The following is a 15,458-nucleotide window of genomic DNA, read 5'->3' as shown; positions in this document are numbered from 1 at the left end:
CCGAATCAGGGGTATCAATTCGACAGGAACGGCAATCTCGTTACAAACGCCGAAGGCTTGAGCTTCGTTTTCAACGGCGAGAACAAGCAATCGCAGGTTCTCGGCCAGAACAACCATCCGATCGGGCGCTACTTTTACGACGGCGAGGGGCGCAGGGTCAAGAAGGTCACCGATCTTGAAACGACCGTGTTCGTGTACGACGCGAGCAGCAAACTGATCGCCGAATACTCGAACCAGACGCCGCAGAATCCGAACACGAGCTATGTCGGGACCGGCACGCTGCTGAGCGTCAGGCTGGTAACGGACAAGAGCGGCAACGTCGTCTCACGCCGCGACTTCAAGCCGTTCGGCGAGGACCTTGCCGCCGACCAGACGTTCAGGAAGAAGACCGACAAATACTCGACCGCGACCCAGGACAAGGTCCGCCAACGCTTCACCGGATACCTGAAAGACATCGAAACGGGCCTCGACTTCGCCGAAGCCCGGATGTACGAAAACCGCCACGGACGGTTCACGGCAGTCGATCCGCTGCTTGTTTCGGGAACGACACTCAATCCCCAGTCATTCAATCGATTTCTTTATGTCCAGAACGATCCGATCAACTTGATTGATCCGTCGGGACTCGCCTGCGAGAATGCAGACCGACGAGGCGATGAACGCTGTATTTGGGTCGCGAAAGGAAATTCCTACGGTTCAATGTGGGAATCCAGATTCAAAGGGGGTAACGACTTATTCGATGCAGGGTTTACAATTGTCGAGAATCCTGAAGCGGTCGATCCATTCTTTTTGGAGGCAGTCCACGACACGGACGAAGGCCCCTTAAATTCGGTCGATGAAGAATATCAGACAATGATCGGCATGAAGGTTGTATTAGGAATCAACGGACGATTTGAAGTGCGCGATGCCAAAGCGTTACGGGATGAAGATGGAATGTTCGGATTCCTTGGGGCGACTCAGGACTCGTTTAGAGATCGCCTGCTTTACGGATCTTGCAACGAAGGACAAGGATCTTGCGGCGAGCAACTCTTCAACCAGGACCTTCTTCCAGACAGCGTCGAACTAAATGGCGGTTTTCTTGGCGCGTCGCTCGGTACAAAGCTGACTCGAAATGGTACATGGTTCGGTCAAGGTGGCGGTGATTTCATCGGGTCGGTTGCAAATCCGTTAACTCTGGTGAAAATTGCTCAGAACGGAAGGATAACGCCTTCGATTTCGCTGATGTTTAACAAAACGCTCCGATTCGGTCGGATGTCCCCGGAAACACGTAATAACGTCGAAAGTGGCTTTACCGTGGGGATCGGGGGAGGCTCGGGTTTGGGGGGTCAGGTATTATATGTTCCGTCAACCGGAGATGTTGTTGTAGGTGCCGGGCTAACGACTCCTGGAATTTGGGTCGGCGGCGGATATGCGGCACCATTCAAAAGGAGATTGTTCAGCTGGTAGGATGCTGGAAAAAACTTATGTCAACCGAATTTCGAATTGTCGTGCTTACAATTTGTTTTACAACACTTGCCGCACTTTCGGGATGCGCCTATTTCGAACAACTTCGCGCCGACCGCGAAAAAGCGCAGGTCGACGTTCTGCGGATTTGCGAGCGACTCCCGATACCGGACGAGTTTGTCTTCAAGAAAAAGTTGGATTCGGTCGATATTGCGAAAGTGGCATATTTTCGCGACTACCAATCCTCACGACCATGTTCAGAGGTTGGTGCCCCGTTTCGAGAACACCTTCTTGCCCAGGGTTGGGATCCCAATGAAATGTCCGTAAGAGACGCGGGCGGCGGTTTGGTAGTGACGAGTTTCGAATTCCGTAAGGGCGAATACAAGGTCGTGGTCGAATGTGAAAAGAACCCGCAATTCACCGTACGATCAGTGGTCGTATCGTGTTCGCGGGGACTTCCATGAAACGATCAGCGGCCGTTTCCGGCGCAGATTTAAGCATCGCCAATCCGATCGTCCAGAATTACAAATACGACTCGCTCAACCGGCTGACGGAAGCCGAAGAAAAAGACGATGTCGCATCGAACGCCGGGCGAAACTGAATCCACAGATACTGCTTAGAACCCGAACACGAGCTATGTCGCGACCGACACGCTGCTGAGCGTCAGGCTGGTGACCGACAGGAACGGCAACGTCGTCTCAAGACGCGATTTCAAGCCGTTTGGCGAAGACCTCGCCGCCGACCAGACGTTCAGGAAAACGACCGACCAATACTCGACCGCAACCCAGGACAAGGTCCGCCAGCGCTTCACCGGATACCAGAAAGACATCGAAACGGGCCTCGATTTCGCCGAAGCCAGAATGTACGAAAACCGCCACGGCCGGTTCACCGCGGTCGATCCCTTGCTCGCAAGCGGCAAATCAGCGAATCCCCAGACCTTCAACCGCTACACCTACGTCCTGAATAGCCCGTTGGTCAACACCGACCCGACGGGGTTGCAGACGAACTATGAGCCCTGCAAGTCGGATGAACGGTGCGACGCAACGTTGCTTAGGGATAAGAAAACCGGCAAACCGGTTGCCGTCAAACCAGACGGTCCGATCGAAACCGTTCAGTGCGCCGACTGCGGCCAAGAGGAGACGCTGCCGCCGAATGAGCCGAATCCGGTCATAGGCCCCTTGATCAACGGGTTTCCCCAAGATCCATGGCGACAGGCGGGAACGGGACTAACCACCGGGGTGGCCAACTTCTTTATCGGTACCGCAAATCTTCTGACGGAGACGGGGATTCGGGCAAACAACGGCTTTATGCCAACCTTCACGCCCAACCCGTTCTATATTCAACCCTTTGGATGCAGCGGAAGCATCAATTGCAACTGGCAAACCGCCGGCACATTAGCACCGTTGGCCGCCGGCCCGATAGTCGGAGCAGTTGCCCGGGGAGCGACAATAACAAGGCTTGGATTGGTTAGCGAATCATCGAATCCGCTTCGATTTTCGCAAACATTCACAAGCCGAAGCTTTCAACCTGGCGGGCCGTTTGAAGGTCAAACTATCGGAGAGGTTGCGTCGGGGATTAGAAGCGGCAAATACACTCCGAGCCAGCTCCAGTCAGATATGTGACCAGGGATGGCGTTGATTTGATCGTCAATAACCGTTCCGCGTTGGCACTTAGAAGAGCGACCGTCCCCCAATCCCAGTGGACAATGTTAAATCGAACTGGACGTTTGGGAACCGAGTCAAGACTGACAACTCGACTCTCAAATAATGGGCTGACTAATTCCGGGACACAAACAATTAGAATCGGAAACAACCCATGGAAGAGTATAATTGATTGGTAGATATGAAACAGATAATTCCACTTTCAATTTCAAAAATACTTTTCGAGATGCCTATTCCGGTTGCCGGTATCAACTCGCCGGAACTGAAAATCGGATCACGAAGGGATCATCTGTTGATTTGTTCTTACGAGCATGAAATCAACGAAACGGTCGTGCAGTTGAACTTGGTTTTCAAGCGTGTATGGGCAATGAAGGTTGTTTACTTCGTTGCATCGGATCTTCGGCTTTTTACAACGGCCTACGGCAAGGTCGTTGACTTAGGAGAAACGGAGTGGTTACAGATCCTCCGGGCGAATATTGTTGATTCCGGCGAGGATCACCGTGGTTTATCTCATCTCGCGATCTGCTTTGATGATGGTCCATCGTATGAGTTCATCTGCGAGGGTTTCGGTAAGGATTCTTTCGAGACCGAGATGGCTTAGGACCCAAGTCGATTGTCGAAGTTCTGCCATGACGGCAAGATCGAACGCCTCAAACTCGGAAACAATCGGTGGGAATGGGCGAAATTCAATGAGCGGCTTCAGGTGTCGGAACTCAACCTCGGAGCGGGCGTCACGGTCGCGAGTCTCTGGAAGCTCACTTATCATTACGGAGAACTGAATGCTGACGGCCGTACGGTCGATGCGTCGAAAAATACCGGCAACATCGCGATGCAAACCGTCTCGTTCGCCGGACTGACGGAGCCGTTCGTTCAGACCTATCGATACGATTCGCTTTATCGGATTACCGAAGCGCCAGACGAACGGTCCGACCACGAATGCGTCGCAGAACTGGAAAGAGACGTTTTCATATGACCGGTTCGGGAACAGAACGACGTTTACCAAGTTCACCGGGACGACCCAGCTTGCGCTCGACAACAAGACCTTTCCGTCGATTGATCCGAATACAAACCGGTTCAATCCGAATCAGGGCTACGGCTACGACAAAAATGGCAATTTGATTTCGGACGCCGAAGGCAGATCGCTTGTTTTCAACGGCGAGAACAAGCAGGCGAAGATCATCAAGACGGAAAGCTCGTCGGCGAATATGACTACAACGGCGAGGGCCAGAGGGTCAGAAAGCGGACGTACGACGCCAACGGGGCGCTTCAGGACACGACCGTATTCGTCTATTCGGCCGGAAAACTCGTCGCCGAATACACGACCGCCGCGCCGCCTCAGAATCCGACGACGCGTTACACGGCAACGGATATGTTGGGATCGCCAAGAGTGATCACGGACAGCGAAGGCAACGTCATCGCGCGCCGTGATTTCAAACCGTTCGGCGAAGAGATATCCAGCAACACGGGCGAACGTACAATCACCGCAAAATACGGCGCCGCCGACAACCTCCGCCAGAAATTCACCACCTACCAGCGCGACGAAGAAACCGGCCTCGATTTTGCCGAAGCGCGGATGTACGAAAACCGCCACGGCAGATTCACGGCCGTCGATCCTCTGCTAGGGTCCGGTAAATCAGCGAATCCGCAGACATTTAATCGGTTTGTTTATTGTTTGAATTCGCAGTCGAGTTGTGTAGATCCGACAGGTCTATTCGGCGATTGGTATGTAAAACAACACCCGAAAAGCAAAAATGAGAAATCGAAATTGTACGAGTATAAAGATGAAACACCAAATGAGGAAGAGGGCTATACGCTCGTCGATTTTGGGGACAGCGAGTATTTCAAAATTGAGGCTGCACAGGATTACGATAGCGGCGACAATCTAGGTGTCGTGTATCTGAAAAAAGGGGTGAACGAAACTCTAACTCAGGAGCAATACGACGCTGCAATTCAAGGTCAGACGCCGGTCGCGGGGGTGTTCGGTAGCTTTGGAATCGCTCGAGGCGGCCTTTCTCCGACGTTCCTTCCGAGTTCGTTCACTCCGCGAAAGGGAATTAACCTGAATTTTCCGCAAAACGAGCAGTGCGGAGGTATAATCGATCTTGTAACCGAAGAGTCCAGGAATGGGACCTACGGTGCAGCGAGAAAGTACTCTGTTACATTCGGCACTCAAAGACGACTGGGGCTCGATAATAGAGTCACCGGCGATCTGCCAGACGGAAAAGGTGGACGGATTGATCAGGACTGGTGGATGGATCTCGCGTCGCAGCGACCTGAACTTATGGATCGATCGCGATTTTTCAACGGCCTGCGGCTGATCTACAGTATGTCATTGGCAAGAGTGTCTGGTCTACCTCAAATCTCTTTTATGGACGGAGAAGTACATATGCACTTCCCTACTCAGATCCCGGGGAGCGGGCCGCAGTGAGAAATATCGGAAGCAACACTAAGTTCCGCGAGGTTTTCACTCGCGCTTGGTTCCAAAGATATTGCACTCAGCAACCTTAGGTAAGCTGTTATGAGTTTGTGTAAGAGTTATTTGATTAGAGCATTTTCGTTGGCGTTTCTTTTTTCAGGTTGCGACGTTTGGCAAAACGTTAGTGATCGGGTCAGAGTTGACAGGTTGATCGTCTCTGTTTCTCGTTTTCGCGATGCTGAAAAGGAGTTCAGCCGGAATCATGGAAACGGCAATTGTGGCTCACTCGACCAACTCGTGGCAACGCGGCTTATCGAGACCAAATTTGCCGACGGTAAGGAGTTCGGCTATCGATATGATCTCGTCTGTGAAGGAAGCAATTACCGGCTCACTGTCGCACCCGAGGAAAATCCGGTGAGAAGTGATTCGGGCGAGCAATTATCGCTCTATGTCGACCAAACCGGGGTTATTCGCGCCAGTTTTGATCCGCATGTCCTTGCGAACTCCAATAGCTCTGGGGTTGCCGAATAGATATAGATGGATATCGCAAACCAGATCGCACTTGCGAATTCGATTTCCAAGTTACTGAAAAAGTGAGGCGTTTTGGCGATTAAATTTTGCGAAATGACGGTATGGTCACGATTCCGGAGTAATTGGGTTTACAAACTGCTCAAACACCAAGTATCACCGAAAGATCCCCGGCGCCCTTGCTCTCCGCCGCGACTACGGCGGGCCTTCAAGAGCGATGCTTGAAAGCGATGAAAACGTAAGGTAAGGGCTAACGCATAAATTCCCGTCGGATCGAAAGTAGAATTGAACGCGGCCATAGAATTTAGAATCGTTCGGCGAAGAGATATCGAGCAACACGGGCGAACGTACAATCACAGCAAAATACGGCGCCGCCGACAACCTCCGCCAGAAATTCACCACGTATCAACGAGACGAAGAAACCGGCCTCGACTTCGCCGAAGCGCGGATGTACGAAAACCGCCACGGCAGATTCACCGCCGTCGATCCGCTCCTTGTTTCTGGAACGATGCGTAACCCTCAGTCATTTAATCGTTTTCTTTATGTCCAAAATGATCCGACCAATTTGCTTGATCCGTCGGGGTTAACGTGCGAGCAAGTAAGTCGAAACGGCGAGAACAAGCAGTATGAGGTGAAGAATGCCGCAGGCCAGACGATCGGGCGGTATTTTTATGACGGCGAGGGAAAACGTGTCAAGAAAATCACGTGGAACTCCGAAGGCGCGTCGGAAACCACGATCTTTGTCTATTCGGCCGGAGAGCTTGTTGCGGAATACTCTAACACGCAGGTTCCGGTTCCGAACAGAACGACGCGGTATCTGACCGAAGACCATCTAGGCACGCCGCGGGTCATCACGGACAGCGAAGGCAACGTCATCTCCCGCCGCGACTTTCTCCCGTTCGGCGAAGAGATCACCCCCGACATCGGCGCCCGAGCCTCCGTCGCCGCCTACCAACCGACAAACGACAGCGTCCGCCAGAAATTCACCGGCTACCAAAAGGACACCGAAACCGGCCTCGACTTCGCCGAAGCCCGAATGTACGAAAACCGCCACGGCCGCTTCACCGCCGTCGATCCTTTGCTTGCCAGCGGCAAATCAGCAAATCCGCAGACGTTTAATCGGTTTGTTTATGTTCAAAATGATCCGATAAACCTTATTGACCCGTTCGGCCTAGCCTGCGAGAACATTGACCGACGCGGCGACGAACGCTGTATATGGGTTGCAAAAGGCAATTCCTATGGTTCAATGTGGGAATCACGATTCAAGGAGGGCAATGATCTTTACGATGCCGGTTTCACAATTGTCGAAAATCCGGAAGCGGTCGAACCTTTCATTTTGGAGGCGGTCCATGATACAGACGAAGGGCCTTTAAACACTGTCGATGAAGAATACAAGGCGATGATCGGGACGATGGTTGTATTGGGAAGCACTGGACGATTCGAGGTGCGGGACGAACAAGCGATTTTGGTGGATCCGGTTTCAAGTACCGGCGGAAGCATGCTGTTTCAGGGTCTACCGTCTGAGATACAACAAAGAATGGAAGATGAGATCACTTATCCGTTCAAGATGATTCGTGATAGGTTAAATCGTCTTCCGATCAACCCGACCAAGTGGTTGGCAGGGACTGCTAGTGCGGCGAACGCCGGTCGTCTTTATGCAAGCGGATTCAATCGGGTATTTCCCGCGGTTGTAACGACTGCGGCCGGAGGGCCGACGCCTGAAGACGCATTAACATATCCGATTGCTGCTTACGGGCTTTGGAATCTTAAAGGCGCAACCAAGGCTCAACAAAAGTCCCAGAGGCTTTTGACGCAGTCAAGGAGAGAACGTTGGGGAAACGCTCGGTGGAAGAACCTTTGGGCCCTCGCGCCATTAGGCGAGCAGTTCGACGATCCCGATGAACCTGGGCCGGTTGAATTCTGGAGACATCGCATTGGTCGTTTTGCATCGGTTACTGAATTGTTTGAGGAAACGGAAACGATAGCACCATGAGAATTCACAAACAAGCATGATTATCGAGATGTACGTACTGATTGTAGTTATCGCGTCAATTGCCATTTGTCTACTTCTTTATACGTTTGCAAACCGGATACTTCGACCGACGAACCGGTTTCTCAAAGGTATCAAAAAGGTGGCGGAATGGATCGTAGATTTCTTCTCTGGCTTTGGCTAGATAGAGCAGGAATTGATCGGACGGATCTCGGCAACCCGCGAACGGAGGGGTTTGTCGCATCGAACGTATCTCGCATGACTTTTCCGAGCGAAGAAGGTGCACGGTCGATGCTGCGAAGAATACCCGGAACCTCGCGATGCAGACAGTTTCGTTCGCCGGTTTGACTGAGCCGTTCGTACAGACCTATCGGTACGATTCGCATTACCGAATCACTGAAGCGCGTGAGACGAACGGTCCGGCGACGAACGCTTCGCAGAACTGGAAAGAGACGTTTTCGTATGACCGTTTCGGGAACAGAACGGCGTTCTCGAAGTTTACCGGAACGACGCAGCTTGCGCTCGACAACAAGACCTTCCCGTCGATCGATCCGGCTACGAACCGGTTCAATCCGAATCAGGGCTATCTTTACGATAAAAACGGAAATCTGATCTCTGACGCCGAAGGCAGATCGTTCGTATTCAACGGCGAGAACAAGCCGTCCGATTTTGGATTTGGGATTGCCGATTTTGGATTGTCGTCGGGATGAAGATTCTCAACTGCCGGATACTTCGATTAAATCCAAAATCGGCAATCGAAGATCCAAAATCGAAGGGCCGTTTTCGTCTATTCGGCCGGAAAGCTCGTCGCCGAATACACGACCGCCGCGCCTCCGACGAATCCGACGACTCGATACACCGCGACGGATATGCTTGGCTCGCCAAGAGTGATCACGGACAGCGAAGGCAACGTCATCGCGCGCCGCGATTTCAAACCCTTCGGCGAAGAGATATCGAGCAACACGGGCGAACGTACAATCACAGCAAAATACGGCGCCGCCGACAACCTCCGCCAGAAATTCACCACCTACCAACGCGACGAAGAAACCGGCCTCGACTTCGCCGAAGCCAGAATGTATGAAAACCGCCACGGCCGCTTCACCGCCGTCGATCCGCTCTTAGCAAGCGGCAAATCAGCGAATCCGCAGACGTTCAATCGGTTTGCTTATGTTGGGAATCGCCCAACAAAACTGATAGATCCAAGCGGTTTGTGCCCACCAGAGGAAGAACCATGCATGACAGACGAGAACGGCAACGAGATTCCTGGGCGCTACGGTCCTGATGGCGTCTACACGTATTGTTTCGCCGGACCTTGCTCGCAGGCCGAAGCATCCTCGTCAAATCAAACGACAGGAGTGGCACAAGCAGCCACCACAAATCCAACGACAACAACGCCGCGAACGATCCCAAATTCGCCGTTCAACTCGCCGCGAAGCGGACCACTTGCACGCAGACCGCCCGGCGAATTTTCCGCACCACGTTCATCGCCCGCCACGCGATTTTCACAAAATGCCTCCAGATCGGTACGCGTTGGGGCGGTTACCTTCGCGATCGGTCTGGTCGTGAACGAACTCGTGAGTCCATCGCAAACCGTGGGTGGTGATGAGTGTGATCGAGGTATCCCAGACTGCACCGAACCAGAAGACCGCAGAAATCGCTATTTTAGAGGCGTTGCGGATGTTACGGAACGCGACTTTCGGATTGATCCCGCCACAGGGTTGTTAAAGCCGGGATTCGGAATATCACTATTCACCGACCCAAACCTCGTTCCAAAACGGTTTGTGCGCAATCGGGCCGTTCGGAGTCTTTCTGCAATCGGATTGACGATGCCAGATTGTGCGGTTTACAACCAATCGACTGATCTTCGCCCCTGAGTCGGGCCAAGAATTATTTTTGCAGCAATAACAGGGCGTTCATTTGAGAATTTCCGGCATTTTGGAGTGTCGCTAAGAATCCAGGTTGACGTTTGGCATCAGCAACGAAGTGAATTCTGTTGAATGTTTCCCGCAATGGTGCAATCATACAAATTCCGGGCAAGGATTCGCATCAAATCGAACAAAATCCGCGCCGGAAGCGTAATTTCCTGCGGAGTAACTCTCGAGGATCACGAATATGACGGACTACAAAGAAAGATTTGAACGTTGGCAGAAGGAAGCGAAGGAGCGGTTTGAAGAGATCGACAAGCAGATCGGCCTGACCGACAAGATCGGCGAGGGCGCAAAGATCGTCTCGGACACCGCGCAGAAAGGCGCGGAGGCTCTGAAAGACGGCGCGCAGAAGATCAAGGCCGAGGCCGAAAAATCGGATGTCGGCAAACAGGCCGTGAACGTCGCTGAATCCGCGTACAAAACGGCCGGCGATGCCGCGAAAAAGGTCTATGAAGCGAGCGAACCCCTTCGCGACGCGGCCGAAGACGCCGGCGGAAAAGCTGCCGACGCGGTCAAGGAAGCGGGGAAAAAGGCCGGCGAGGCCGTGAGCTATGCGGGAGAAAAGGCCGGCGATGTGATCGGCGAAACCTACAAAACGGTCAACAAGACCGCCGAATCCGCGTCGCGTGCCTTCAACGTCGGCGCTAGTTGGTCACGAACCTTCGATTCGGCTTGGAAAACGCTTCAGCAAACCGCCGATTGGATATCGGAGAAACCGCTGCAGGCGGCGACCACGGGCGTTTCGGTCGCGGTCGGGGCCGGACTCGGCGTCGTTTTCACCGGGATCAGCTCGCACTGGTTGTTCAATTCGGCAATCCCGACGTGGGCCGTCAAGAAACTCGGCGAACAGTTCAACGAATATCTCAACACGCAGCAGCTGTTGATCGACAACGGCGAGTTATCCGAGGCCGAGGCCGAGAAGATCCGCTTCGAGCGTTCGATCGTCAAATCGGTCGGCGCACCGCTCCTCGGAGCCTTCTCGTTCGCGTCAGGCGCGGTAATGATGACCAACATTCTGAATCCGAAAACGATCACCGGCGCGCCGCTCGATTGGCTCATCGGCGGCAACCCGATCCTCGAAGGCGTCTGGTTCTTCGGCAACGGAACGGTTTGTTTCAAGACGAGTTACGACTTCTTTATGATCGCGCTGGAAGACCACGAAGACGTTCAAAAGATAGTAAGGGAAGTCAAAGGACTGCTTCCCGAGGTCGGATAAGAAGCTTTGCCCGCGAATCACGCGAAAAAACGCGAAATGGGAAATTCTGCCTTTTCGCTTTTTTTTGCGTAATGCGCGGGTAAACGTCCGCCGCTACTTTTTCCTGTTTTTCGCACTCTTAATCCGCTAGAACATAAACGTTGATTGTCCGGGTAAAATACTGTCAGAAAACAATGCGAAATTCGGCGCGGGACACCCAAAGAATGAGTTCGGCGGCGGTAGCTTATTGAGTCAATGTTCTTTGCCGGACAATCCGTGACGAAGCGTACGAGGCACTCCCGGTCCGGCATTTGCCGGCCCGCAACCATAAGACAAAAAACCGCGGGCCCATTCGAATCGAGAGAATTGTCTTCCCGGTGAGATACCAGAGCGTTGTTGGGTGTCCCAATGCGGAAGACAGATTAGAGGATTGCTTCCGGAGGTCGGATAAGAAGCTTTGCCCGCGAATCACGCGAAAAAACGCGAATTGGGAAATTCTCCCTTTTCGCGTTTTTTCTCGCTTGGAGCCTGTCGGGAAAATCGATTCAGTGTGCGGAGCACACGCACGTACGTACGAAAGCACCACGTGAAGCGGAACGTGGTGTCAACCACGAACGACTTCAACGAGCGTGTGCAACACGCGGAACTGTTGTACCCGCGAGAGTTACGCGTGTTACACACGCTTCGGAAGTCGGGGCGACGGGCCACCACGTTTCGCTCCGCTTCACGTGGTGCTATCGCAAGTTCGCGTGCTCCGCACGCTTGAAGAAAAATTCAGTTCTCAAACGGCTTTTTCCGACAGGCTCCTTGTTTCGCGGGCAAAAAGCCGGCGCTACTTCTTCCGTGACGCAGTAAACGGGATCATTCCGAACGGGCTGTCGAGCGTGCCTTTCATCGTGTCGCCTTCGACCGTTCCCGACATCTTGATATCGACAAGCTGCCCCTGGACGCTGACTTTCGCCAGGCCCTCGACATTGTTTCCGCTGACCTTGCCGTTTTCGACGGTTCCTCCGCCGAGCATCGAACTCAGCGTGCCGTTGAAATCGCTTCCCGTCTGTTTCAGTTCCATCGCGAGTTCGACGGTTTGGCCCGGAGCGTCGGCGAACATCGTCCAGTTTCCGGTGACATCGACTGCCGCCTTTGCGTTCGGATCCATCTTGACCGGCATCGTCACCGAATTGATATCGACCGTGATCTCCTTCAGACGCTGCACGGTCTCCGCGCTCCCGCCTTCCTGAAATCGCCCGCCGAGGTGCTTGGCAAGGAATCTTTCGACCGAGATCAGCATCGCCATATTGTTGACCGGGCGCTGAAATCCGTGGCCCTCGTCCGGCGCGAGAATATATTCGACCGGATACTTGCGTTCGCGAAGCGCGACGATGATCTGGTCCGCCTCGGTCTTCTTCACGCGCGGATCGTTGGCGCCCTGGACGACCATCAGCGGCGTCTTGATCTTTTCGACGTGGTTCAGCGGCGATTGCCGTTCGAGTCGGGCCTTGCCCTCGGGCGTGTTCGGATCGCCCATTCGTTCGTAGAACATCTTTCGGATCGGTTCCCAGTAAGGCGGGATCGAGCCGAGCAGCGTGTTCAGATTCGACGGGGCGACGATCGCGACCGCGGCCGCATACGTGTCGGGCGTGTAGGTGACGCCCGCAAGGGTCGCGTACCCGCCATAGCTTCCGCCCATAATCCCGACGCGTTTCGCATCGGCGATTCCCTGTGAAACAAGATGCTTGACGCCCCACGTGATGTCGTCCTGCATCAGATCGCCCCACTGCTTGTTGCCGGCGTTGAGAAACTTCTTGCCATAGCCGGTCGAGGCGCGAAAGTTCGGCTGCAGAACCGCGTAGCCGCGATTCGCAAGAAGCTGCGCGTAGCCGTCAAAGCCCCAGGTGTCGCGCGCCCAAGGGCCGCCGTGCGGAAACACGATGAGCGGCAGATTTTTCGCTTCGAGCCCTTTGGGCAGCGTCAAGAATGCGGGAATTTCCAATCCGTCCGACGAATTGTAGCGGATCGCCTTCATCTCCGACATCGCCTCGCGCGGAATCTTCTCGCGAACCTGATAAAGCGTCGAGAGATTTCCCGACTTGCGGTCGTAAAGCCAAACGGTTCCGGGATCGGTGTCGCTGTACGAAACCACGATCCATTTCTGCTCGTCTTTCGTTGCCGACTGGAAGTTCAGCTCGCGGTTCGGGCCTAGATTCTTTTTGATCTTGTTGAAATCCTTCTCGAAGTTCTTGTCCTTGAAATAAACTCGCGGTTTATCGTCTTCATAGCTCGTCGAAACAAGCTCGTTGGTGATCTCGGAAAACGCCGCGCCGCCAAAATCGACCCGCGCCAACGGGTCCTGTTCGACGAGTTCTTCCTTCATCGTCGCCGGATCGAAAAGCGCGAGCTGCGTGAGATCGCGTTCGCCCTTGTTCGTGTCCATATAAACACGCTTGTTGTCTTTGTGAAAACGCAAAGGAGTGCACGATTCGCTCCAGTTGCAGGAATAGATCTTCGTCGAAGTGCCGTCGGCGTCGAGGCGGAGGATCTCGGTATCGCCGTTCTCCGCCGATCGCACGGCGAGGCGAAGTTTGTCGGCGTTGTCGAAAATAAATCCCTGAACGCGGTCGGTGTTCTTGCGAATGAGCGTTTTCGCGCCGGTCGAGATCGAGATCTTGTACAGATCGTGCCACGCCGGATCGCGGTCGTTGAGGCCGACATAGATCGAGTCGGGCTCCGATCGCGGCACGCCCTGAATGAACGCGCGGATGTTCTCGCCGGCCGTGATATTGCGCGAAACCGGTTTGGCGTCCGCCGGATTTAGCGCGTAAACGTTGAAATTCTCGTCGCCGTCGTTATCCTTGACGTACAAAATGAACTTGCCGTCCTGGCTCCAGAAATATGATGGGATCGGGCGTTTCGTCTCGCCAGTCACCGGGCGCGCAGCGGCAAAGGGTTCGCTGATCCCCTTGACGAAGACATTGCGGACGCCGTTCAGCGGTTTGATGAACGAAATGAACTTGCCGTCGGGCGAAAGCTGCGAACCGCTGATCTCGGGGTCTCCGAAAAACAGTTCGCGGTCGAGAATCGCCGGCTGCTGGGCCGTCGCCGTCGCGGCCGTACCAAGCAACAAAGCAAAGCAGAACAGGTACTTGAACATTTATTTCTCCTTGGATTGGTTAAGAATTGCAATATGCTTCTACGATAGCCGGCCGCATTTGGTTCTGTGAAGTCACCTGATCTGTATCGGGAACGGCGTGAAACTCAAAATGAAGATCAGAAGCGTGATGACGGCGACCAGAATGCGTGTGCGGTCGAGCGGTCTGTCGTCGAGCGGGGCCGGGTGCTTTATCTTCAGCATCACGCCGAGCAGAACGGCGAAAAGAATGCCGCTCGGACTGTTGAAATAGTAAAGTCCGGCCGCGGCAAACGCGATCATCGTCAAAAACGCGACGCGTCCGGTCCAGAAATGAAAGCGTTCGCCGAAAACCCCATAGATCGCGTGACCGCCGTCCAGTTGGCCCGAAGGTATCAGATTGAGCGCCGTCACCAGCAGTCCAAGCCAGGCTGCCGAGTAAAAAGGATTGGGCAACATCGGGATCGCGAAGTTGATGTCGAAGACCGAGGCGAAAAAATGAAACAGCAACGGGTCGGCAAAGACGAGCGTTCCTTCGGGAAGACTCGCCGGTACTTCGACGCCGACTTGCTCAAACGTCACGAACGCCGCGATCGCGATCGGGATCAGCGCGACGAAACCGGCGATCGGTCCGGCGACGCCGATATCGAACGTCGCGCGTCTCGAAGGCAGCGGCGACAGGATCTTGATGAAAGCGCCGAACGTGCCGGCCGGCCCGATCAGCGGCGGTGTCGGAATGAAGAACGGCAGCGTCGCATCGACGCCATAGATCCGGCAGGCGATATAATGTCCGAACTCGTGCGAAGTGAGAATGAACAACAGCGAGAAGGTAAACTTTAGCCCGTAGGCGAGAACGACCGGTTCCGTAAACAGCAACCAGATCGTGTCGACGATCATTATGGCGTAGTAAACAGGGAAGTTGAGCAAGAAATCGGTCGTCGAAACGTTTGGATCGACGTTGGCGAAGACCGGCAGGATCCCGAACGGCTGAAGGACGCTCGCGACGAGCACCGTGCAAAAAGTGATTATAAAAAACGCGCTGTGTTTGATGTATGCCCGGCGGGTCGGCCGCATCGAGCGACGCTGGTACTGAAATTCGGCGAGGTCAAAATCGGGCATCTGAAAAAGCGAAAATCGTAAATCGCAAACGAAATCTTAGCATCTTGCGACTTACGA

General features: G+C 53.9%; 14 protein-coding genes. 12 read left to right on the top strand and 2 right to left on the bottom strand.

What is annotated here, in order from left to right; translation table 11 throughout:
- The first annotated feature begins 57 nt into the window (after positions 1–57).
- The 12 genes from IPN69_23330 (at position 58) to IPN69_23275 (ending at position 11,179) form a co-directional block, all read left to right on the top strand.
- Positions 58–1,443: an RHS repeat-associated core domain-containing protein gene (locus IPN69_23330; GenBank protein MBK8813642.1), complete on the top strand. Its 1,386-nt coding sequence runs from the start codon at positions 58–60 to the stop codon at positions 1,441–1,443.
- A gap of 17 nt (positions 1,444–1,460) precedes the next feature.
- Positions 1,461–1,904, top strand: a complete 444-nt coding sequence (locus IPN69_23325) for a hypothetical protein (protein ID MBK8813641.1) — start codon at positions 1,461–1,463, stop codon at positions 1,902–1,904.
- Positions 1,901–2,041: a hypothetical protein gene (locus IPN69_23320; GenBank protein MBK8813640.1), complete on the top strand. Its 141-nt coding sequence runs from the start codon at positions 1,901–1,903 to the stop codon at positions 2,039–2,041. The genes IPN69_23325 and IPN69_23320 overlap by 4 nt, the downstream gene beginning before the upstream one ends.
- A 70-nt stretch (positions 2,042–2,111) precedes the next feature.
- Positions 2,112–3,062, top strand: a complete 951-nt coding sequence (locus IPN69_23315) for an RHS repeat-associated core domain-containing protein (protein MBK8813639.1) — start codon at positions 2,112–2,114, stop codon at positions 3,060–3,062.
- 220 nt (positions 3,063–3,282) lie between these two features.
- The gene (locus IPN69_23310; protein ID MBK8813638.1) at positions 3,283–3,702 is read left to right on the top strand and encodes a hypothetical protein; all 420 of its coding nucleotides are present in this window, start codon (positions 3,283–3,285) and stop codon (positions 3,700–3,702) included.
- Positions 3,703–3,714: 12 nt separating this feature from the next.
- On the top strand, positions 3,715–4,074 hold the full coding sequence (locus tag IPN69_23305) for a hypothetical protein (GenBank protein MBK8813637.1): 360 nt from the start codon (positions 3,715–3,717) through the stop codon (positions 4,072–4,074).
- Positions 4,075–4,470: 396 nt separating this feature from the next.
- Positions 4,471–5,529 carry a hypothetical protein gene (locus IPN69_23300; GenBank protein MBK8813636.1) on the top strand — a complete coding sequence of 353 codons (1,059 nt, stop codon included), beginning with the start codon at positions 4,471–4,473 and terminating at the stop codon, positions 5,527–5,529.
- 195 nt (positions 5,530–5,724) lie between these two features.
- Entirely contained in the window at positions 5,725–6,048 is a 324-nt protein-coding gene (locus IPN69_23295) for a hypothetical protein (protein MBK8813635.1), read from the top strand.
- Positions 6,049–6,493: 445 nt separating this feature from the next.
- Entirely contained in the window at positions 6,494–8,038 is a 1,545-nt protein-coding gene (locus tag IPN69_23290) for a hypothetical protein (GenBank protein ID MBK8813634.1), read from the top strand.
- A 317-nt stretch (positions 8,039–8,355) separates the two neighbouring features.
- Complete coding sequence (locus IPN69_23285) at positions 8,356–8,745, top strand: hypothetical protein (protein ID MBK8813633.1); 390 nt, start codon at positions 8,356–8,358, stop codon at positions 8,743–8,745.
- A 159-nt stretch (positions 8,746–8,904) separates the two neighbouring features.
- A complete protein-coding gene (locus IPN69_23280; protein MBK8813632.1) occupies positions 8,905–9,909 on the top strand; it encodes an RHS repeat-associated core domain-containing protein in 1,005 nt (334 codons plus the stop codon).
- 238 nt (positions 9,910–10,147) lie between these two features.
- Positions 10,148–11,179 (top strand): hypothetical protein, encoded by a 1,032-nt coding sequence (locus tag IPN69_23275; protein ID MBK8813631.1) that lies wholly within the window; start codon positions 10,148–10,150, stop codon positions 11,177–11,179.
- Positions 11,180–11,990: 811 nt separating this feature from the next.
- Here IPN69_23275 and IPN69_23270 read toward each other — a convergent pair.
- Together IPN69_23270 and IPN69_23265 are read right to left on the bottom strand one after the other, a co-directional pair.
- Positions 11,991–14,306, bottom strand: a complete 2,316-nt coding sequence (locus IPN69_23270; GenBank protein ID MBK8813630.1) for a S9 family peptidase — start codon at positions 14,304–14,306, stop codon at positions 11,991–11,993.
- A 72-nt stretch (positions 14,307–14,378) separates the two neighbouring features.
- Positions 14,379–15,401: a site-2 protease family protein gene (locus IPN69_23265; GenBank protein MBK8813629.1), complete on the bottom strand. Its 1,023-nt coding sequence runs from the start codon at positions 15,399–15,401 to the stop codon at positions 14,379–14,381.
- Positions 15,402–15,458 lie beyond the last annotated feature (57 nt).

The organism is Acidobacteriota bacterium (genome assembly GCA_016715115.1).
Lineage (GTDB): Bacteria > Acidobacteriota > Blastocatellia > Pyrinomonadales > Pyrinomonadaceae > JAFDVJ01.
This window is presented reverse-complemented; position numbering and strand designations above follow the sequence as displayed.

What these genes read in the sequence shown, in the direction of transcription:
- IPN69_23325 (MBK8813641.1), top strand. Translation starts at nt 1,461, where the DNA reads ATGTCAACCGAATTTCGAATTGTCGTGCTTACAATTTGTTTTACAACA.
- IPN69_23320 (MBK8813640.1), top strand. Translation starts at nt 1,901, where the DNA reads ATGAAACGATCAGCGGCCGTTTCCGGCGCAGATTTAAGCATCGCCAAT.
- IPN69_23310 (MBK8813638.1), top strand. Translation starts at nt 3,283, where the DNA reads ATGAAACAGATAATTCCACTTTCAATTTCAAAAATACTTTTCGAGATG.
- IPN69_23300 (MBK8813636.1), top strand. Translation starts at nt 4,471, where the DNA reads ATGTTGGGATCGCCAAGAGTGATCACGGACAGCGAAGGCAACGTCATC.
- IPN69_23290 (MBK8813634.1), top strand. Translation starts at nt 6,494, where the DNA reads ATGTACGAAAACCGCCACGGCAGATTCACCGCCGTCGATCCGCTCCTT.
- IPN69_23285 (MBK8813633.1), top strand. Translation starts at nt 8,356, where the DNA reads ATGCAGACAGTTTCGTTCGCCGGTTTGACTGAGCCGTTCGTACAGACC.
- IPN69_23280 (MBK8813632.1), top strand. Translation starts at nt 8,905, where the DNA reads ATGCTTGGCTCGCCAAGAGTGATCACGGACAGCGAAGGCAACGTCATC.
- IPN69_23275 (MBK8813631.1), top strand. Translation starts at nt 10,148, where the DNA reads ATGACGGACTACAAAGAAAGATTTGAACGTTGGCAGAAGGAAGCGAAG.
- IPN69_23270 (MBK8813630.1), bottom strand. Translation starts at nt 14,306, where the DNA reads ATGTTCAAGTACCTGTTCTGCTTTGCTTTGTTGCTTGGTACGGCCGCG.
- IPN69_23265 (MBK8813629.1), bottom strand. Translation starts at nt 15,401, where the DNA reads ATGCCCGATTTTGACCTCGCCGAATTTCAGTACCAGCGTCGCTCGATG.